Annotated in this window: 17 protein-coding genes; 7 read left to right on the forward strand and 10 right to left on the reverse strand. The window is 65.3% G+C overall.

Annotation, left to right across the window (positions count from 1 at the left end):
- Positions 1–237, forward strand: a 237-nt coding sequence (locus BG61_RS43705) for a hypothetical protein (protein ID WP_206540610.1), incomplete at its 5' end; no start/stop codon positions are given.
- 175 nt (positions 238–412) lie between these two features.
- Entirely contained in the window at positions 413–1,165 is a 753-nt protein-coding gene (locus tag BG61_RS23080) for an IclR family transcriptional regulator (RefSeq protein ID WP_035934364.1), read from the forward strand.
- A 50-nt stretch (positions 1,166–1,215) separates the two neighbouring features.
- On the opposite strand, the gene BG61_RS23085 is transcribed toward BG61_RS23080, so the two are convergent.
- Positions 1,216–2,019, reverse strand: a complete 804-nt coding sequence (locus BG61_RS23085) for an IclR family transcriptional regulator (RefSeq protein ID WP_035934598.1) — start codon at positions 2,017–2,019, stop codon at positions 1,216–1,218.
- Between the two features lie 433 nt (positions 2,020–2,452).
- Here BG61_RS23085 and BG61_RS23090 point away from each other — a divergent pair, with 433 nt between their 5' ends.
- The 5 genes from BG61_RS23090 (at position 2,453) to BG61_RS23110 (ending at position 8,756) form a co-directional block, all read left to right on the forward strand.
- Positions 2,453–4,087 (forward strand): GMC family oxidoreductase, encoded by a 1,635-nt coding sequence (locus tag BG61_RS23090; RefSeq protein ID WP_035934365.1) that lies wholly within the window; start codon positions 2,453–2,455, stop codon positions 4,085–4,087.
- A 44-nt stretch (positions 4,088–4,131) separates the two neighbouring features.
- Positions 4,132–5,454, forward strand: a complete 1,323-nt coding sequence (locus tag BG61_RS23095) for an MFS transporter (RefSeq protein WP_035934366.1) — start codon at positions 4,132–4,134, stop codon at positions 5,452–5,454.
- Positions 5,455–6,021: 567 nt separating this feature from the next.
- Complete coding sequence (locus BG61_RS23100) at positions 6,022–7,155, forward strand: glycosyltransferase family 4 protein (RefSeq protein WP_035934367.1); 1,134 nt, start codon at positions 6,022–6,024, stop codon at positions 7,153–7,155.
- A 103-nt stretch (positions 7,156–7,258) separates the two neighbouring features.
- On the forward strand, positions 7,259–8,026 hold the full coding sequence (locus BG61_RS23105) for a class I SAM-dependent methyltransferase (RefSeq protein WP_035934369.1): 768 nt from the start codon (positions 7,259–7,261) through the stop codon (positions 8,024–8,026).
- Between the two features lie 52 nt (positions 8,027–8,078).
- Positions 8,079–8,756, forward strand: a complete 678-nt coding sequence (locus BG61_RS23110; protein ID WP_051672729.1) for a YdcF family protein — start codon at positions 8,079–8,081, stop codon at positions 8,754–8,756.
- Positions 8,757–8,844: 88 nt separating this feature from the next.
- Here the strand turns inward: BG61_RS23110 and BG61_RS23115 are convergent, their stop codons facing one another.
- The 9 genes from BG61_RS23115 to tviB form a co-directional block, all read right to left on the reverse strand.
- Entirely contained in the window at positions 8,845–10,398 is a 1,554-nt protein-coding gene (locus BG61_RS23115; protein ID WP_035934370.1) for a GDSL-type esterase/lipase family protein, read from the reverse strand.
- Positions 10,399–10,679: 281 nt separating this feature from the next.
- Positions 10,680–11,711 carry a right-handed parallel beta-helix repeat-containing protein gene (locus BG61_RS23120; RefSeq protein WP_232256262.1) on the reverse strand — a complete coding sequence of 344 codons (1,032 nt, stop codon included), beginning with the start codon at positions 11,709–11,711 and terminating at the stop codon, positions 10,680–10,682.
- Positions 11,712–11,752: 41 nt separating this feature from the next.
- Complete coding sequence (locus BG61_RS23125; RefSeq protein ID WP_051672731.1) at positions 11,753–12,490, reverse strand: DUF2334 domain-containing protein; 738 nt, start codon at positions 12,488–12,490, stop codon at positions 11,753–11,755.
- Between the two features lie 48 nt (positions 12,491–12,538).
- Positions 12,539–13,729, reverse strand: coding sequence for a glycosyltransferase family 4 protein (locus BG61_RS23130; protein ID WP_035934372.1), 1,191 nt, complete (start codon positions 13,727–13,729; stop codon positions 12,539–12,541).
- A 76-nt stretch (positions 13,730–13,805) separates the two neighbouring features.
- Positions 13,806–14,930 carry a glycosyltransferase family 4 protein gene (locus BG61_RS23135; RefSeq protein ID WP_035934374.1) on the reverse strand — a complete coding sequence of 375 codons (1,125 nt, stop codon included), beginning with the start codon at positions 14,928–14,930 and terminating at the stop codon, positions 13,806–13,808.
- Positions 14,931–14,968: 38 nt separating this feature from the next.
- Entirely contained in the window at positions 14,969–16,129 is a 1,161-nt protein-coding gene (locus BG61_RS23140) for a glycosyltransferase family 4 protein (RefSeq protein WP_035934375.1), read from the reverse strand.
- Complete coding sequence (gene murJ / locus BG61_RS23145; protein ID WP_051672732.1) at positions 16,126–17,490, reverse strand: murein biosynthesis integral membrane protein MurJ; 1,365 nt, start codon at positions 17,488–17,490, stop codon at positions 16,126–16,128. Before murJ ends, BG61_RS23140 begins: the two co-directional genes overlap by 4 nt.
- Positions 17,491–17,574: 84 nt before the next feature.
- Positions 17,575–18,606: an NAD-dependent epimerase/dehydratase family protein gene (locus tag BG61_RS23150; protein ID WP_035934377.1), complete on the reverse strand. Its 1,032-nt coding sequence runs from the start codon at positions 18,604–18,606 to the stop codon at positions 17,575–17,577.
- Between the two features lie 96 nt (positions 18,607–18,702).
- Complete coding sequence (gene tviB, locus BG61_RS23155; protein WP_035934378.1) at positions 18,703–19,980, reverse strand: Vi polysaccharide biosynthesis UDP-N-acetylglucosamine C-6 dehydrogenase TviB; 1,278 nt, start codon at positions 19,978–19,980, stop codon at positions 18,703–18,705.
- Positions 19,981–20,009: the final 29 nt, after the last annotated feature.

Genomic DNA, 20,009 nt, shown 5'->3' on the forward strand with positions numbered 1-20,009 from the left:
CGACAAGTACAAGGACTATGTCTGAGCACGCTGAAGCCTGACGCCCCGGCATCGCGGCCGATGCTGGCCGCAATGCCGGGGCGGCTTCAGAACGAATTGTTCCGCAATCCGCTCGACGAGGTGCCATCCGCCGGACGAGCCGGACCCGCGCAAGCGCGCCCGGCACGCCGCTTTTCCGAACATGCCGTTGCAGGGTCTGCCCATGAACTTCGAATCCGGCTTGCCGCTACCCGCTGACAGCACGGAACCCTCCGCTACTCCGGAGCCGTCCGGCGAAACTGCGTCGCGTTCCGAAAACCGGAACCCTTTCATCGACGAAAACGCCGGGCGAAACGCCCGTTGCGCGCCGGAAAACGCACGGCACAAGGGCTTTGAGTACAATGTTGCCGATCCATTTTCCGGAACGGCAGACATGAAAAAAGCGGATACCCCGACCCTGCGTGCGTTTGCGCTTCTCGAACACCTGGTCGCCGCGGACGGTCCCGTTTCGCTCGCGGACATCGCGCACGAAGTCGATGCGCCGAAGGCGTCGCTGCACCGCATGCTGGCGTCGCTCGAAGCCGGGGGCCTCGTGATCCGCGAGCCCGGACAGAAGAACGCCTACGTGATCGGACCGCGGCTCGCGCAGCTCGGCCTCGGGGTGATGATGCATTCGGGGGCGCGGCGTCTGCGGCACGCGATCCTCGCGCGCCTCGTGTCCGACCTCGGCGAAACCTGCAATCTCACGATGCTGCACGAAACGGAAGTGCTCTATCTCGACCGGATGGAAGCGCCGTGGCCCTTGCGGCTCGACCTCAAGCCCGGCTCGCACGTGCCCGCGTATTGCAGCGCGAGCGGCAAGCTGCTGCTCGCCATGCTGCCGCCGGAGCAGCGCGCGGTGCTCGTGCGCGCGCTGGAACTCAAGCGCTTCACGCCCAATACCATCACCGACCCCGAACTGCTCGAAGCGGAACTCGACCGCGCCGCGCACAAGGGCATCGCCATCGACAACGAGGAATTCGTCGTCGGCATCGTGTGCGTGGCGGCGCCCGTGATGGACGCGCAGAACCAGTGCGTCGCCGCGATCGCCGTGCATGCGCCCGTCTCGCGCGCGCCGCTTTCGCGCGCGCTCGAATTCGTTCCGCGCCTGCAGGAAGCGGCGCGGGAGCTTGCCTCGACGTTCTAGGGCGCGCACGTTCGACGCGATCGCGAAAGCAGCAACGCGCGACGCGTCCGCTATCGCGCCGCCTCGGGATTGTGCAGCAGCGGCGCGAAACGCAGCGACGCCTCCTTCAGCTTCGGCACGGCCTTGAGCAGATCCTCGAGGCTCGAACGCGCCGTCGGCGCATGCACGGCGAGCGACGCGAGCACATGCTTGCCCTGCGCGTCGCGCACCGGCACGGCGACGGCCACCATCCCCCGCACGAACTCCTCGTTGTCGATGCCCACGCCGCGCGTGGCGAGCCGGTCCAGTTCCGCTTCGAGCAGGCTCACGTCTGTCAGCGTGCGATAGGTCATGCGCGTGAGCGGCAGGCGCTGCAGCACCGCGCTGCGCTCGGCGCGCGTCATCTGCGAAAGGAACAGCTTGCCGCTCGCCGTGCAGTGCAGCGGCACGCGCATGCCCGGCTGCATGTGCAGGCGCAGCGGCTCGGTCGTTTCGACGCGCTCGACGTAGAGCACCATGTCGCCGTCGAGCGCGGTGAGGTTGCAGGTTTCGCCGAGCGTCTCGACGAGCGCGCGCAACAGCGACCGGCACGCGCGCGTGAAGCTGCTGCTGCCGAGCGTCGAGAGCGCCAGTTGCGCGGCGCGCGGGCCGAGCGTGATGCCGCGGTCCGTGCCGCGCGAATCCGGCAGGTGCATCACGTAGCCCTGCGCTTCCAGCGATTCGACGAGGCGCATGAGCGTCGCCTTCGGAATGTGCAGCCGCGCCGACAATTGGGAGAGCGTGAACGGCTGCCCGGCGACGGCGAGCTGATCGAGGATCGCAAGCGCGCGCAGCACGCGGCTGTCGTCGTTCGAGTTCGGGGTCTTCTCCTTCATCGGATCTCGGTCTCCTGCCATGAATGCGCATTTCTTGCCGGTCGTGCGCAGCCGCATACGCTGGCAAACGATGTTTTAACCAGAACGAAATATATCAGTTTTTGCTTAATACAAGGGCTCCGCGGCAGGTTCGCCAAACCCTCGTCTGTCGGACCGGCGCAAGCGCGCCCTTCGCATCCGGCCCATCCCTCGATACGTCTTCGTCGCGCTCATCCCCGCCCATCAACCCGGTGCACGGCTCATTTCTGATCCGGATTCGCAAGTTTTCGTTTCACTTTCGGCTTCTGCTCCTCGTTCTTCTTGGTTTTTCGCGCCAATTGCAAGACATTGTTCTTCAACAAAACGAAACAACTCGTTCCAACGGGTTCGAAGATCCGGCGTTCACAGGCGTCATGCCGCAGGTGTCGCCGGACCATTTCAGGAGACGGGATTCATGTCGTTCGAAGTTGACTACATCGTGGTCGGCGCGGGCTCCGCAGGCTGTGTGCTCGCCAACCGTCTGAGCGAGGACGCGGGCAACCGGGTGCTCCTGCTGGAGGCCGGCGGGCCGGACAGCAATCCGTGGCTTCACATCCCGGTCGGCTACTTCAAGACCATGCACAACCCCGAGTTCGACTGGTGCTATCGCACCGAACCGGACGAAGGCCTCGCGGGCCGGCAGTTGCAATGGCCGCGCGGCAAGGTGCTTGGCGGATCGAGTTCGCTCAACGGCCTGCTCTACGTGCGCGGACAGCGCGAGGATTACGACTACTGGGCCTCGCTTGGCAACAAGGGCTGGAGCTACCGCGACGTGCTGCCTTACTTCAGGAAGTCGGAGGATCAGGAGCGCGGCGCGAACGAATTCCACGGCGTGGGCGGACCGCTCAAGGTCTCGGACCTGCGGTTGCGCCGGCCGATCGCCGACCACTTCATCGCGGCCGCACAGGATATCGGCATCCCGTTCAACGAGGACTACAACGGCGCCACGCAGGAAGGCGTCGCGTATTTTCAGCAGACGGCCTACAAGGGTCTTCGATGGAGCACCGCCAAGGGTTTCCTGCGGCCCGCGAGGAGCCGCGCGAACCTGATCGTCGAGACGCGCGCGCAGACCACGCGTGTGCTCTTCGAAGGCGGCCAGGCGGTCGGCGTCGAATACATGCGTGGCGGCGAAGTGCATCGGGCGCGCGCTCGCGCCGAGGTGATCCTCGCGGCGGGCGCGATCGGTTCGCCGCAGATCCTGCAGAACTCCGGCGTGGGTCCCGAGGACGTGCTGCGCCGCGCGGGCGTGAGGGTGCATCACGATCTGCCGGGCGTCGGCCGCAACCTGAAGGATCATCTGCAGGTGCGGCTCGTGTTCAAGACCCGCGAGCGCACGCTCAACGACGAAGTGAACAGCCCGCTTCGCAAAGCCTGGATCGGCCTGCAGTACGCGCTCTCGCGCACTGGCCCGCTCACGCTCGCGGCGAGCCAGGTGGCGATCTTCACGCGCTCGGCGCCGGACGTGGAGCGCCCGGACATCCAGTTCCACATGCAGCCCCTGAGCGCCGACAAGCCGGGCGAAGGCGCGCATCCGTTCTCGGCGTTCACCGCTTCGGTGTGCCAGTTGCGGCCGTTCAGCAGCGGCAGCGTCGAGATCCGGTCGGCGCATCCGCTCCAGTACCCGGCCATCCAGCCCAACTATCTCTCCGATGAACGCGATCACCCGGTCGTGATCGGCGGCATCAAGGTCGCGCGGCGCATCGCGCAAGCGCCTTCGCTCGCGCCGCACATCGTGTCGGAATTCGTGCCGGGCGCGCAGTTCCAGTCGGACAGCGAATTGCTTGACGCGGCGCGCCGCTACAGCCAGTCGATCTATCACCCGGCGTGCACCTGCAGGATGGGCCGCGACGCGCTGGCCGTGGTCGACGAGCGTCTGAAGGTTCACGGGCTCGCGCGGCTGCGCGTGGTGGATGCGTCGATCATGCCCGATCTCGTGTCGGGCAACACCAACGCGCCCGTGATCATGATTGCCGAAAAGGCGGCGGACATGATCCTCGCCGACCAGAGAAGAAGCCGGGTTGTCGATGCGGTAATGGAGGAAGCAGTTTGACACCGACGTGGAAAACCACGCGGCATTTATAAAAGGAGACGCACATGGAAGAGACGAAAAGCAGCGATGCGAAGCAGATCAGGCGGGTGGTCACGGCGAGCCTGATCGGCGCCACCATCGAATGGTATGACTTCTTTCTGTACGGCGTGGTTGCCGGGATTGTCTTCAACAAGCTGTATTTTCCGAGCGGCGACCCGCTCGTGTCGACGATGCTCGCCTACGGCACGTTCGCCGTCGGCTTTCTGAGCCGGCCGCTCGGCGGCGTGATCTTCGGCCACTTCGGCGACAAGCTCGGGCGCAAGAGCATGCTCGTCATGACGCTGATGATCATGGGCGTCGCCACCGTGCTGATCGGCCTCGTGCCGACCTACGCGCAGATCGGCCTGTGGGCGCCCGCGCTGCTGCTCCTGTTGCGCGTCGCGCAGGGCATCGGGCTCGGCGGGGAATGGGGCGGCGCCGTGCTGATGGCGTTCGAATATGCGCCGAAGGAAAAGCGCGGCTTCTACGCGAGCATTCCGCAGATCGGCCTTGCGCTCGGACTGTGCATTGCGTCGGGCGTGGTGGCGGCGCTCTCGTCGCTGCTCACCAACGAGCAGTTCCTTTCCTGGGGCTGGCGGCTGGCGTTCCTGCTCTCGGTGGTGCTCGTCGCCATCGGCATGTACATCCGGCTCAACGTGATGGAAACGCCCGAGTTTTCGCGGGTCAAGCAAAAGGGCGAGCAGATCAAGCTGCCGATCCGCGAGGTGCTCGCCGAATACCCGGGCAACGTGCTTGCGGGCATGGGCGCACGCTTCATCGATGGCGTGTTCTTCAACGTCTTCGGCGTGTTCTCGATCGTCTATCTGACGCAGACGCTCAAGGTGACGCGCACCGACGCCCTGCTCGGCGTGATGGCGGCGGCCGTCGTGATGATGTTCGCCATTCCGCTGTTCGGCCGCCTCTCCGATCGCATCGGGCGCACGCGCACGTACTTCTGGGGATCGCTGCTGACGGGCCTGTCCGCGTTCGCGGGCTTCTGGCTCATGAAGCACGGCAGCGACAACATCCTGCTGGTATGGCTCGCGATCATCATTCCGTTCGGCGTGTTCTATGCGTCGGTGTACGGGCCGGAGGCCGCGCTCTTCGCAGAACTGTTCGACGCGAAGGTCCGCTATTCGGGCATCTCGTTCGTCTATCAGTTCTCCGGCATCTTCGCGAGCGGCATCACGCCGATCATCGCCACCTTCCTGCTGAAAAAGGGCAACGGCGAGCCGTGGCTCATCTGCATCTACGTGCTCATGTCCGCGCTCGTCAGTGCGCTGTCGGCGGCGTGGATCGGCAACCGCGGACGTCAGGCGGCCCGGCGCGTGGAGTGGGAAGCGCAGTAAGCCGGCACGGGGGCGGTGCGGCGCGCAGAACGTCGAGCAGGTGCCGGCGATGGCCGGGCGTTATCGTTGAGCGCCCGGCAGGCGGCAGACGCGCGATGCCGGTTTCGTTCCGCGTCCGGACGCGTCGATGCTTTGGCCATTTCGAGCGAGGAAAGCCCCGCACACCCGGACGCAGGTTCTCCCTGATCCTGACGGTGTTCCCGACACCGTTGGCCCCTTATGCCGCACCGCCGACACGGTGCGGCTTTTCCCCTCCTTCCAGCGCCTCCGCCCGCGAGGCCTTCCCCTCACGCGATCCGCCACTTAAACGCCGGAGGTGTGGGTCTCCGCACGGAGCCAATATCCGGCGAAGCCTTACATTGGTAACACCCGGGAGCCGGATCGATCCACGGGGCTGCATCGCTTGCCAGCACGTGGTCAACGGCGCGAAGCGGGCACCCCGATGATCGTCCAGCTGTCCCGGCCGGCAGGCCGTAACACGCATTGCCGCGGGAGAGCCAGCAGTGACGCCGGCGGCGTTGCCTGTCTGGATGCCTTTCCACTCTACAGAACACGGCAGCAGCGACTGTGAAGCTTCTCCATGTGATCATTGCGCTTAACTCCGACGGCGCGGAACTCATGCTCCAGCGCCTCATCGAGTCGCACATCGAGCAGCCGCGCTATCGCCATATCGTCTGCTCGCTGACGACCGCCGGGCGCATCGGCGAACAGCTGTCCGCGCGCGGTGTCGACGTGCACATACTCGGCATGCGCTCGGCGCTCGACATTCCACGCGTCGTGTGGAAGCTCGTGCAGCTGATACGCGTGTCGCGTCCCGACATCATCCAGACGTGGATGTATCACGCCGATTTTCTCGGCGGACTGGCGGGGCGGCTCGCGTCGCACAAGCGGATCGTCTGGGGCGTGCGGACCACCGACGTGAAATCCGGCGGCTCCCGCGCCACCGTCGTGCTGCGCAAGATCTGCGCGTGGCTCTCCTACGTCGTGCCGCAGACGATCGTGTGCGCCGCGGAAGCCTCGCGCAAGGCGCACGTTTCGGTCGGCTACGACGCAAGGCGCATGCTGGTCGTACCCAACGGTTTCGATGTCGCGCGTCTCGATGCCTCGCCGGCGCAGCGGGAAACGCTGCGGGACCAGAACCGTTTCCCCGCGGACGCGATCGTGATCGGCGTGCTCGGGCGCTTTCACCCGGTCAAGGATCATCACAATTTCGTGCGCGCGGCGGGCCTCGTCGCGGCGCGCTTTCCGAATGTCTATTTCATGATGGTCGGCCGCGGGCTCGACGCGGACAACCCGGAACTGGCTGGCTGGATTGCAAAGACAGGGCACACGTCGCGGTTCATGCTGCTGGGCGAGCGGCGTGACGTGCCGGCCTGTCTGTCGGCCATGGATGTCTTCTGCCTGTCCTCGCGCACCGAAGGGTTCCCGAACGTGGTGGGCGAGGCCATGGCGATGAGCCTGCCGTGCGTGGTGACGGACGTAGGCGATGCCGCCATGCTCGTCGCCAATACGGGGGTGGTCGTCGCCAAGGAAGATGCCAATGCGCTCGCCGCCGGACTGTCGCGTCTCGTCGAGATGACGCCGGAGGCACGCAGGCATCTCGGGCAGATGGCGAAAGCCCGCATTCACGCGGAATTCACGATGGCACGCGCTCGCGAGCGATTCGAAGATCTCTATCAGCGGCTCGTCGAGGAACGGTGAACCGAACCCGCTTCCGGTATTCAGGTTTTGCAGATTGTCGAACTTTGGGCAGGCGTTGGGACATGGCTTGGACGTACACACACGGCATTGAACGGGGAGTCACATGAAAAATAAAGAAGACGGGTTCGGCTACAACGAACGGCTGTTCTCGGGAGGCATCCGGGGCCGCTTTCACCTGGCACGGTTCAACTGGATATCGAGCGAGCTCACGAAGCGCCGCTGTGCCGCCGGCACGGTGCTGGAGCTCGGGTGCTTCGACGGAAAGCTGATCGATCATCTTCCCGTCAAGCCGAAGCGCTATGTCGGCTTCGATGCGAACTGGGAAGGCGGCCTCGACCTCGCCGCCAAGAAATGGAACCGCCACGCGAATTTCGATTTCCGCGAAGCGCATGTGCCGGAAGACATGGCGCTGGAGCGGCGCGACAAGTTCGACATCGCGGTCTCGATGGAGACGCTCGAGCACGTGCCGCCGCATCTCGTAGATGGCTATCTGCGCAAGATCGCGGATCATCTCGACGGTCATCTGTTCGTGACCGTGCCGAACGAAAAGGGCCTCGTGTTCATCACGAAGTGGACCCTCAAGCGGCTGCTCAGCAAGGATGCGCACGCGTATACGGCCGGGGAGCTGGTCAACGCGACGCTGGGACGAATGGAGCGTGTCGAGCGCGACGAACACAAGGGGTTCGACTACGCGGCAATGGTGCAGGCCATCGACAAGCACTTCGACGTGATCTCCGTCTCCGGACATCCGTTCGGCTTCCTGCCCCGCTGGCTCTGCTTCAGTATCGGCATCGTGGCGAAATCGCGGCCGCCGGCGGGCGCGCGCGCCCGGGCGCGGATGAAGGGCGTCGATTCCCGCGTCGAAGCCTGACCATGAACACGCTCCCCGGTGCATCAATGGCCTCGTCATTCCGGTAATCGACTTGCGTACATTCCTGGCTTCAAGGCGCCTTTACTGGATCATTGCGGGGGGCATCGTCATCGGCGTGTGGCTGGCCGGTTCGGGTGTGTGGAATATCGGGCAGCGGGCCGGGCAGCCGGACCCGCTGCCCGCCATGGGCGCGCGTACCGCGATCGTCCTGCTGAGCGCGGGCACCGACCCCGCCGGTTCCGGCAGCGCACTGGTTCCCACGTCGAGCGCGATGTACCGCATCGAGAAGACCGTCGACGTCTACGACGCGTGCAAACACGGACAGCATTCCTGCACGGTGATCGTGAGCGGCGGCGATCCGGACCGCCAGGGCGCCGCGGACGCCGAGATCTACCGGCCGGTGCTGCTTTCGCGGGGCGTCGCTCCGCGCGATCTCGTGCTCGAAAGCTACAGCCGCAACACCTACGAAAACGCGAAATTCACGAGCCCGCTCCTGAAGGAAGGACAGTTCGACAGCGTGGTGCTCGTCACGTCCGCCTATCACATGCGGCGCGCCCAGCTCAATTTCGACCGCTTCGGCATTCACACCATCGCAGCGCCCGCCCACGCGGACTCGGCCCGGCCGTCGCTCGTGCCCCTGCGAAGGAATTTCGCCGTCGCGTTCCATGCGCTGCACGAACTGGCCGGGATCGCGCAGTTCTGGGTATACCGGTGGATCGGGATTTTCTGATCGGGGAGAAGCCGCATGCGCGTTGCGCAAGTCGCGCGCGTTACGGCGGCCGGGTTGCAGCGCCCCGGCGCCCCGGGGCACCGCGCAATCACATGTTCGACGCCCAGATCACGCCGTTCGACGCGTAGATGGCGAGGCTGCCGTCGTCCTGCATGTACGCGTAGGCACCGGGATGCCCGGAGGTGCCGCTCTCCCAGACGGGCACGCCATTGGAATCGAACGCCACGAGGTTGCCGTTTTCCTGCATCCGCAGCTCGGCGGAGGCGGAGCCGCCAGTGCCGGCGGACCAGATCGCCGTGCCCGCCTGCGAGATCGTGAGATCGCCGTCGGCCTGCATGTTCAGACTGGTGCGGCTGTCGCACGAGGTGAGCCTCTGGCCGCGCGCGATTCCCTGGCCCGGCGCGAGCTGGCCGCAGGCCGAAGGCGCCTGAATGGGCGGCAGGGCAGCGAGCGCCTCGAGGTCCATCGCATTGGCGATCGCCTGGAGCCCGGCTTCGTTCGGGTGCAGATTGTCGCCGCTGTTATAGCCCGGCAGGAAGTTGGCCGGGTCGGCGGGATCGCCCACCGCGCTCGCCTGGTCCAGCACCGCGTCGCAGCCGCTCGACGAATCCTGCACGAACGCGTTCACCTCCTGGCGCGTGCTTTCGATTTCAGGCGACGCATTGAACGGCGTGAGCGTCGAGCAGATCACCTTGACGTTGGCGCGATGAGCGCGGTCGATCAGTTGCCGCAGCGCGCCGATCAGCTGCGTCGAGGTGGCAGGCGGGTCCCTGAGCAGGTTGTTGACCGCGTCGTCCGAGATGACCACCCACTTCACGCCCGCCTGCTGGAGCACATCGCGATCGAAGCGCCTGAGGCCGGCCTGCCCGGCGTCGTCCGTGAAGAAATCGTTGCCGCTGATGCCCTGGTTCAGCACGCCCACGGTCATGCCGGCTCTTTGCAGGCGGATCGCGAGCCGGTTCGGCCAGCGCCGGTTGGTATTGGCTCTCGACGCGAGGCCATCCGTGATCGACGCGCCGAAAGCAACGACCGCGCCCGTTGCGGCGGGGTTCTGCACGTCCAGATTGGTCAGGAAATAGTAGGACTGGCCGCCGGCCGAGTTGGCGGTGCCGCCGGAAAAGGCGGGATCGGCGCTGACGTCTCCGGGGGCGATGTACACGTCCTGCAGGCCGTCCACGTGACCCGTCGACCTCGGCGGCGTCTGCTGCGGCAGATAGAGGCTGATGGCGACGTCGGCGAGCGCCGGCACCTGGAACGCGACGGCGTCGCTCACCACCGATGCGCCCACCGGCACCGTCACGTTCGGCTGCCCGCCGAAGGTGATCGCGCGGTCGCTGCCAGTCACCGTCTGCTGCCCTCGCGTGCGCCGCGCGATCCGGGCGTTGCCGATCACGATGGGCGCGGTGCCGAAGAGATTCGACACGCGGATGCGCGCCGAAGTCCCGCCGATGCTGGTGCGCACGATCTGCCGCACTGTCTGGTTGTTGAAACCGGGATCGTCGGTGACCGACGGCGCAACCGACCAGCTGCCGACCCAGGGTGCCGCAGACACGATGCCCTGCGCGAAATAGTGGGTCGTATCGGGAAGGATCATCAATACGACGAGTGCGGCCTTGAAGAGTCTATAGAACCATCGCTTCACTTCCGTCTCCGTTATACGACGGTGCGGCAGATGTCGGCGCACCGGAAAAACCGCGAAGCGAACGCGCCCGACGGGCACCGGCGCTTGCCTCGGCTCGCAGACTAACCGTTAGACCATAACGGAAGCGCGCCAACCGTACGTTTGCGCACATGGAGCCGCAAAACGTCTGAGCGCAAGAAATGCATGGCTCGAACGAGCATGGATGCAAAAACCGTGCGCGATCCTCGTGCGGCAGCGCAAGCGCGCCTCGAACCTCCGGCGCGAGCCCGCCATCTGACAAGCTACCTGATGATCCTCGGGTTCGAGACATAGACCCTCGGTCCGTCGCTGTCGTAGTTTTCGTTGACGAACGCGTCGCCCTTGGGACGGATCCATGTCGGCGAGTCGCTCTTGATATAGCCGGTCACGACGCGGCCTTTCGTCTTCAGGCTGGACACGCTGTACGCGGCCTCGCGGCTGCCTTCGTCCTTGTGGCCGGTGATGACAACACTGACGTGCTGGTCCTTCTCGCCCGGCAACTGCTCCAGCCACACGAGAATGCCGAACTGGCAGTTGCGCGTGACCGGACTGATGATGCGGATGTTCTCGACGATATCCGAGTTGACGTTCGGCTCGATGTCGAGGCCGGCAGACGGAAGCGTGCCCGCGATGTTCTCCCACACCGGATGATCGAACAGGATGTTCCTGCCGCTGATGATCGACACACCCTGGCGGCGGCAGCCGGAGGCATGGTGCTTCATGACCTTGACGTCGCTCGAGAACGGCTGGCCGCCCGAGAAGCTGTTCGAGATGTAGATGCCGTCGCCCCAGCAGTTGATCGTCGTGGGGGAGAGTATCGTCACGTCGCTGCTTCCGGCTATCGATATGCCCATGCCCCACTGCCCGTCCTTGGCCGCGTTCAGCTCCTTGCTGCCGTCTAGGCGCGCATTCTCGATCAGCACGTGCTTCACGTCCCAGACGCGGAGGACCTCGTAGTTCTTCCGGTCGTGCGGGAGCAGCTTGAGTGACCCGCCCGGCGTGAAGCGCACGCGGCTGTTGCTGCGCAGATGCAGTCCGTCCGCGTCCATCCGGCACGGACCCGTGATGAGCAGGGTCTTGCCGACCGAACTGTCGACGGCCTTCTGAAGCGCGGCACGGTCGTTGGTCTTGCCGTCGGCGGTGACGCCGAACCACCTGTCGACGACTTCCTCCGGCCCACCGGGCTCCGTGCTTGCCGCGTTCGGCACGTTCGCCGCCGCGACGAGCGGCTTGCCGACGGCGCCGACCATGCCGCCCAGCAGAAGGGCATTTACCGCCCTGCGTCCTTTACGCACCCCGCACCTCCTCAAGAACTAGGGAACCGGCTGGCAAGCATTCAGCCCCGCAGACGGCGCATCGCGCGCAACGGAGTCGACGTCAGAAATCGCATGGCCATGGCGACACCCGGGATCGGGGCCTTCACGTCCGCAGCCTCCTTGAATGAAATGAACTGCGCGCGGTTTCTTCTCACGAATTCGATGGTCTTCTGGATCTCCGGCTCGCTGAGCGTGTTGACATGCAGACAGATCGAATACACGCCGAAGCCGAAATGCAACGGCGTGGCGAAGAGCTGCGGAACGGCTGTCAATTCGCCGAACTGGTAGGGATAGACGCCGCACCCGTCCGTCAGATACTCGAAATTGAGCGCGGCGAGCGCACGCAGCGTCCCTTCGTCGAAGGAATGCGACGGCGCCATGAACACCGGCTGCCATACGCCCTGTGCCATCAGAATCCGCTTTCCCGCCTGCAGCTTCGCAAACTGTTCCTCGTAAGGCAGCCCCGCCAGCTCCGACTTGAGACCGAGCCTAAGGATGCCCGGATGCTGCGTCACGTACTGATGCGTGTAGCCGTGCTGCGCGATGCTCCAGCCGCGCTCGAACCAGCCGCGCACCGTGTCCCAGAACGCCTCGTTGGCCGGCTCGACGGAAAGCGTCTCGTCGAGGCAATGCGGGACCACCCCGACCAGCAGCGGCAGGTCCAGTTCCTTCGAGAGCGCATCGAACGGGTCGAACTTCGACCACGCCATTTCCGGGGTGATGTCGTCGAAGCGCAAGATGAATTTCGGCACGACCATGGTCAATCGATCTCCTTCCTCAAATCGCCGCTGAATATCGTCAAACCGCTATGCCCGCCGCTCGGACTGGTTCGCCACGCCGACGTCGAGGCGCGGCGCGTCCAGCAGGTCGCTGTACACGCGCAGCGTCTTGCCGATCACGATGGTCTCGTCGAACTCGCTCAGGGCCTTCGCCCGCGCCGCCAGGCCGAGCCTGCGGCAAAGCGCGCGGTCGTCGTCGAGCAGGCGGATCGCGTCGGCGAGCGCGGCGGCGTCGCGCACGGGAATGAGGAGGCCGTCCTCGCCCGAGCGGCTCACCACTTCGCGGCAGCCGGGAGCGTCGGTGGTGACGAGGGGCAGCGCGCACGCCGCCGCTTCGATCAGCGTCTTCGGCAAGCCTTCGCGGTAGCTCGGCAGCACCACGACGTCCACTTCGGAAAGCAGCTTCGGCATGTCGCCCACATGTCCCAGCCACGTGAGCAGTCCTTCACCGGCCCATTGCCCGACCAGTTCCCGCGACACCGATGCGGGATTGCCTTCGTCCGGCGAGCCGGCAAGAAGAAACCGCACCGACCGGCCTTCGCTCTTCAGTGTTCGCGCGGCCTCCACATATTCGGCGATGCCCTTGTCCCACAGCAGGCGGGCGGCGAGCACGATGCGTAGCGGGCCCTCTGCGTCCTCACCGCTCTGCGGCCGGGCGGCGAAGCGCGAGCAGTCCACGCCAGAGCCCTTGATGAGCCGGATCGACCGGTCGTCGACGAGCCGCGCCTTCCTGAATAGCGCGACGTCGTCGGGATTCTGCAGCACGAGCGCGCTGCCCCGGCCGTTCAGCGCGAAGCGCATCATCTGGCGCACGACGGGCCTGAGCACGCGCGCCTTCAGATCGCGGCTCGTGAAGACGTAGCCCATGCCGGCCACCGCGTTGATGCGCGCCGGCACGCCGGCCATCCTGCTCGCGAGCGACCCGTACACCGCGCTCTTGATGGTGAAGCCGTGCACGAGGTCGGGTTTCTCGCGCCGCAGAAACCGCACGAGCCACGCGAGCACGCCCACTTCGCGCAGCGGATTCAGGCTCCGGCGATTCATCGGCATCGCTTCCCAGCGAAACCCGAGCGCCTGCAGTTTCGGCCCGGAGTCGCCGGGCGGCGACAACAGGACCACCTCGTAGCCTTCCTGCCGCAGCTTTTCAGCGAGCGACAGGCGGAAGTTGTAGAGATACCAGTCGGTATTGGCGAAAAGGACAACCTTACGTCCGTTCATGTCCGCTCCTGATTTTCCGGGCGCCTCTTTGAATGCTTCGGATACGGCAGGCCACGGCCGCAACCATCGCACGGGCTCAATGCGCTGACTCCACGTCTTTCGGGCGCGCGCCGACCCGTTCGAACAACTCGTCCCAGATGCGCAATATCGTCTTCAGCGAATAGCGCTCCCGCACCGAGATCGAGGCTTTCCTGCCCAGTTCCGAGCGGTAGTGGTCGTCGGAAATCAGGCGGCGCAACGCGGCCGCCATGGAGTTCGCATCGCCCGGCGGGATGAGCAGCCCGTCCTCGCCGTCGCGCGTCAGTTCCTTCGGCCCGCTCGGGCAATCGAACGACACGACGGGCAGCCCCATCGCCATGCTTTCCATCAGCGCCATCGGCAGGCCCTCATGGCTCGACGACATCGCGAAGACCTGGGCCTTGGCAAGCTCCGCCCACGGCGTGAGTGTCCGGCCGGGCAGGAAGATCCGTCCGCCCATGCCCAGCTGCCCGATCTGCGCCTCCAGAACCGCGCGCTCCGGCCCTTCGCCCCAGATCCACAGGTCCCAGTCCGGGAATTCGTCGGCAAGCAGGGCAAAGGCGCGAATCATCAGGTCGAACTGCTTGATCTTGTGCAGGCGCCCGAGCGAAATCACGCGCTTGCGCGCCGCGGGAGCCTGCCGCTCCAGCTGGAACAGTCCGTCCGGCAGCGGATTGGGCATCACCGCGATGTCCTTCATGCCGGGCACGACTTTCCTGAACGGCGCGACCACGCCATCGGTCAAGAGCGTCAGAAGGTCCGCCTTCGGATAGACGAACCGGCACATCAGCTTCCAGAAGAGCGAGCGCCGGTCCGCAAGCGGATTCGTATGCTCGCTCACGATGATGGGAATGCCGAGCCCCCGCGACGCGAGAATCGTGGTGATGTTCACGTTGGTGAGGAACGACACGATCACGTCGGGGCGGCTGTCGCGCATCAGCGCGCGCAACGTCATGAAGCGCGCGCCGAAGGCGAGCGGCCCGCGGCCTCGCCGCGTCACGAGATCGGCGAGATACACGAACTTCACGCGCTCCGAAACAGGGTAGTTGCACGTGCCCCGCCCGGAATAGGTCGCGACGAGCGTAACCGAGTCGCCCCGCTCGACCCATGCATTGACCAGCGTGGCGGCGACGCTTTCGGCGCCGCCGTCCTGCATCGCGCTGATGAACAAGACGATATTCATGGAAGGTCAGATCCCGGCTTGAATGATCATGGCGGCGCTCACTCCGTCACCCGCACGGAAGAGCGATCGACGCTGCGCGGCAGCCTCACGCCGGTTTGCGTGAAGACTTCACGCCACATCGCGAACACCCGCGCCACGGAAAACCGCTCGACGACGTCGCGCGCGCGCGAGGCCATCAGCGCACGGGTTTCGTCGTCGGCCATCAGCGCCGACAGGGCCCGGGCGAGTTCCTGCGGGTTTCCGACATCCCGCACCAGCAACCCGTCGTGACCGTCGGTGATGATGTCGCCGGGACCCGCGTCGCAGTCGAAGCTCACGACGGCGCACCCGCTTGCCATGGCCTCGACGATCGTCATCGAAAAGCCCTCGAAGCGCGAACTCAGCACGTAGAGATCGGCGCGCCGGTACCAGTCGGGCATGTTGCCGACCTGGCCCGGCATGAGCACGCGGCCCTTCAGTCCCGCTGCCGCCACCTGTGCTTCGAGCGCCGGCCGGTCGGCGCCGTCTCCGACAATCACGAGATCCCACACGGGGAACTCGCTCTCGATCCGGGCGAACGCGTCGATCAGAATGTCGAAGCCTTTCTGCCCGGCCATGCGTCCCGCAGCGAGCAACACGCGCCGCTCGGGGCCGACCACCTGCTCAGGCGGCAGGATGGGCTCCATGACGGGAATCGGCAGGGAGATCGAATTCGGGATCACCGTGACGGCGCTGCAATTGCAATACTTCTGCAGCCAGAGCTTGCTCTTCGCGGTCAACGCAACGACCTTGTCCGCCTTGGGATACGTCCAGCGGCGCAGCGACTCCCAGAAGCGCCCCTCGGAGAGCATCGGAGGATGGATGTGCTCGGTGGCGATCACCTTGCAGGGAAGGCCGAGCCCCGCCAGGATCGCGACGATCGACGGCCTCGTTTCGATGCCGAGCACGACATCCGGTTGCGTCCGGTCGAGCACGCGGCGCAGCGCCACGATCCGGCGCGCATTCGCGCAGATGGCGCCCGCCAGGCCGCGGTTGTTTCCCGCGAGGTCGAGGCTGATGCGCTTCACGCCGTCGGAGAGCGCATAGAAGTCGCTTTCCGTGGAAGTGAGCGTCACGACGGTGACGTCCCAGCCCTGCGTCACCCATTCGCTCGAAAGGTTCACCGCCACGCGTTCCGCGCCGCCGTAGTGCAGGGAATGAATGAACAGCAGAAGCTTCATGAGGAGCCCGTCTTCTTCTTGAACGATCTGTTTGACAACGTGAGCGCCAGATAGCACCCGAACGAACTGGCGCCCATGACGCCGGTTGCAAGCATCACCCCCTCGATTCCGAACCACCGGATCAGCACGAAATTGGCCGCCGCCTTGACGGCAAAATTCGCCGCGGCGATGAAGGCCATCGCCCTGAAGCGCCCTTCGCTCGCGAGCAGCTGAACCAGCACCAGCACCGCGAAATAGAAAGGCAGTTGCAGCAGGCCCCAGCGAACCAGATCGGATACCGCGGCGGTATTGGCGGCGTCGAAGGCTCCGCGCTGAAACAGCAGCGCGACGCCCATCGGCGCGAGCAGCCACCCCACCACTACCACCACGCTGCCCAGCACCAGCATGACGAGCGACCACTTTAGCGCGATGCTCCGCGCCCGAGCGTGATCCCCCGCACTCAACAGCTCCGATAGCACGGGCAAGGTGGCGCGGCTGATCGCCACGGCCCCCATGCTGACGAGCAGCGCGATCACCCGGTTCGCATAGCCGAGCGTGGCGATCGCGCCGTCGCCGAGACCCGCCACGAAATACTGGTCGAGCGGCGTGGCGAGACTCATGATCAGCTGGCCGATCATGAACACGCCCACCGCGCGGTACATGTACGGCCACTGCGGCGAGCTGAGCGAAAAGCTGAACTTCGCGCGGATTCCGTCGGCCTTTCGCGACAGCGCGCCCAGTATCACCGCCTGAACGAGGAAGCCCAGCGTGGTGCCCCATATGAGGGGCGCCGGGGACGCCTCGCCGTGCCAGGCCATCACGAAGCCCAGCAGGAAAACCGCCGGGACGCATTCGAGCAGCGTGTTGACATGCCTTTCGCGTGCCTGAAGCCGTGCCGCGTACACGCAGATGGTGAGCATCAGGATCCCGACGGGCGCCATGCCGAGCATCATCCGGCGCGACATCGCGCGCGTCTCTTCCGACAGGTTGCGCGCCATCAGGTCGAGCGCGAACGGCCAGCAGAAGTAGAGAATGACCGCGAGCATCACGCCGACCAGGATCGCCATGACGTCGAGTTCGCCCAGGAAGCGCGCCTGCTCCTCCTTGCTCTTCGTGCGCAGCTCGACGAGCGCCGGGACGAGCACCACGCTCAGGACCGCGACGAACGTGGCGGGCAGCCAGACGATCAGCGTGAGGGTGAGCTGATAGGCGTCCACCAGATTGTTGATGCCATAGCGATACGCGATCGCCATTTCCTTGAACGCCCCCGCGCACTTCCCGAGGAGCGCGAACATCGAAACCCACACTGCGCTCCGGGCGATCCGCTTATGGTCGGGATGAATCTGCAGCAGACGGCTTCGCCAACTCGCGATATGTGACATCAAGGCCTTACCTGGTAGCGGCCAGCCCATCGCGAGCGGCCCCCGGCATCGGGCGCGGCTCGCGATGAAGGCAGGCCTGTTGGCTCATCGCCGAGATACGAACTGGATGTACCAGGGCATCGCCCTCGACAACCCTTCCGCCAGAGGAATCCGGCTTTCGTAGCCGAGCAGCTGCTCGGCCTTGTCGACATTCGCCTGCGAATGCCTGACGTCGCCGGAACGGAACGGCCCGAACACCGGGCGCTTGTCGCACGACACGCCGTTGTCGGCGAGCACGGCCTGCAGGCCATCGTGAAGCTGGATCAGCGTCGTGCGGTCGCCCACCGCGACGTTGTAGACCTGGTTCCTCGCCGCCGCGTCGGACATCGCCGCGAGGATGTTCACCTGCACCACGTTGTCGATGTAGCAGAAGTCGCGGCTCGTCTCGCCGTCGCCGTTGATCAGCACGTCATCGCCGTGGATCAGCGCCGCCGTCCACTTCGGGATGACCGCGGCGTAGGCGCCGTCCGGGTCCTGGCGCTTGCCGAACACGTTGAAGTAGCGCAGGCCGATGGCGTTGAAGCCGTACGTGCGCGCGAACACCGAGGCGTACAGTTCATTGGCGTACTTGGTGACGGCATAGGGCGAGAGCGGCTGGCCGATCCGGTCTTCCACCTTGGGCAGGCCGGGATGGTCGCCGTACGTCGAACTGGACGCCGCGTAGGTGAAGCTCGACACTTCGGCGTCGCGCGCAGCGACGAGCATGTTGAGAAAACCGCTGATGTTGACTTCGTGAGTCGCGATCGGGTCATGCACCGAGCGCGGAACGGACCCGAGCGCGGCTTCGTGCAGCACGTGATCGACGCCCTTGACCGCGGCCGCGCAATCCTCCATGCGCCGGATGTCCCCTTCGATGAACCTGAAGCGGCTCCACTGCTCCGGCGTGACGAGCGAGCGCACCTCGTCGAGATTGCGCTGGTAGCCGGTCGAGAAGTTGTCCAGCCCGACCACGGTCTGGTCGAGCTGCAGGAGCGCCTCCAGCAGATTGGAGCCGATGAAGCCGGCCACGCCGGTGATCAGCCATTGCTGCGGCTGCTGCGCGAGCCGCAGCCTTGTTGCGTTGTATCGATCAGACATCGATGCTCTCCGGATGAGACGGGCACGCCAAACGCGTGGCGATGGCGTGGCGTGCGAAATACCATGTGCTGCGCATGCGCCGTGCTGCGCGGCGCTCTACAGACGCAGATCGCTCGCCTCCGCCGGAAACAGGTACTTCAGGTCGTAGAGCACATTCTTGGGCTTGCCGAAGGCGCGAATCGCGTCCACGCCCAGTTCCGCGAACCGGCCATGCGCGACGGCCAGGATCGTCGCGTCGTAGATACCCTTGGCCGGCTGCTCGATCGGATCGATGCCGTACTCGTGATGCGCCTCCTCCTTCGAGACCCACGGATCGTAGATGTCCACCTCCACGCCATACTCACGCAGCTCCTTGACGATATCGACGACCCGCGTGTTGCGCAGGTCCGGGCAGTTTTCCTTGAACGTCAGGCCCATGATCAGCACCCGCGAACCCGAGACGACGATCTGCCGCTTCGTCAGCGCCTTGACGAGCTGCGACGCCACGTAGCTGCCCATGCTGTCGTTCAGGCGCCGCCCGGCGAGAATGATCTCCGGGTGATAGCCGATCGCCTGTGCCTTGTGCGTCAGGTAGTACGGGTCCACGCCGATGCAGTGCCCGCCGACGAGACCCGGCCTGAACGGCAGGAAGTTCCACTTCGTGCCGGCCGCCTGGAGCACCGACTCCGTATCGATGCCCATGCGGTTGAAGATGATCGACAGCTCGTTGATCAGTGCGATGTTGACGTCGCGCTGCGTGTTCTCGATCACCTTGGCCGCCTCGGCGACGCGAATGCTGCTCGCCTTGTGCGTGCCCGCCACGATGATCTCGCGGTACAGGCCGTCCACCAGGTCCGCGATCTCCGGCGTCGAACCCGAGGTCACCTTCTTGATGTCCGTCACGCGGTGCGCCTTGTCGCCGGGATTGATCCGCTCCGGGCTGTAGCCAACGAAGAAATCCACGTTGAACTTGAGCCCGGACATGCGCTCGAGCACCGGCACGCATTCTTCTTCCGTCGCGCCCGGATAGACGGTCGATTCGTAGATCACCACGTCGTCCTTCTTCAGCACGCGGCCGATGGTCTCGCTCGCGCCGACGAGCGGCCCGAAATCCGGCCGCTTGTGATGGTCGATCGGCGTCGGGACGGTTGCGATATACACGTTGCAATCCTTCAGGTCCTCGATGTCGGCCGTGTACTTCATCCCCGTGGCGGCCGCCAGTTCGGCATCGCTGATCTCGAGCGTGACGTCGCGCCCTTCACGCAGCGCGGAAATGCGGGCGTTGTTGATGTCGAATCCCACCACCGGGCGGTGCTTGCTGAACTCCACTGCCAGAGGCAACCCGACATAACCCAGACCGACTACCGCGACTTTCAGCTCGTGTGGCAAATGCATGACTGTTACTCCCTGTTTTTATGGACACG

The sequence above is a fragment of the Caballeronia glathei genome (assembly GCF_000698595.1).
Classification (GTDB): Bacteria; Pseudomonadota; Gammaproteobacteria; order Burkholderiales; family Burkholderiaceae; genus Caballeronia; species Caballeronia glathei.

Coding starts and splice junctions, on each gene's coding strand:
- BG61_RS23105 (WP_035934369.1), top strand. CDS start 7,259: ATGAAAAATAAAGAAGACGGGTTCGGCTACAACGAACGGCTGTTCTCG.
- BG61_RS23085 (WP_035934598.1), bottom strand. CDS start 2,019: ATGAAGGAGAAGACCCCGAACTCGAACGACGACAGCCGCGTGCTGCGC.
- tviB (WP_035934378.1), bottom strand. CDS start 19,980: ATGCATTTGCCACACGAGCTGAAAGTCGCGGTAGTCGGTCTGGGTTAT.
- murJ (WP_051672732.1), bottom strand. CDS start 17,490: ATGTCACATATCGCGAGTTGGCGAAGCCGTCTGCTGCAGATTCATCCC.
- BG61_RS23080 (WP_035934364.1), top strand. CDS start 413: ATGAAAAAAGCGGATACCCCGACCCTGCGTGCGTTTGCGCTTCTCGAA.
- BG61_RS23095 (WP_035934366.1), top strand. CDS start 4,132: ATGGAAGAGACGAAAAGCAGCGATGCGAAGCAGATCAGGCGGGTGGTC.
- BG61_RS23135 (WP_035934374.1), bottom strand. CDS start 14,930: ATGAATATCGTCTTGTTCATCAGCGCGATGCAGGACGGCGGCGCCGAA.
- BG61_RS23150 (WP_035934377.1), bottom strand. CDS start 18,606: ATGTCTGATCGATACAACGCAACAAGGCTGCGGCTCGCGCAGCAGCCG.
- BG61_RS23130 (WP_035934372.1), bottom strand. CDS start 13,729: ATGAACGGACGTAAGGTTGTCCTTTTCGCCAATACCGACTGGTATCTC.
- BG61_RS23125 (WP_051672731.1), bottom strand. CDS start 12,490: ATGGTCGTGCCGAAATTCATCTTGCGCTTCGACGACATCACCCCGGAA.
- BG61_RS23140 (WP_035934375.1), bottom strand. CDS start 16,129: ATGAAGCTTCTGCTGTTCATTCATTCCCTGCACTACGGCGGCGCGGAA.
- BG61_RS23090 (WP_035934365.1), top strand. CDS start 2,453: ATGTCGTTCGAAGTTGACTACATCGTGGTCGGCGCGGGCTCCGCAGGC.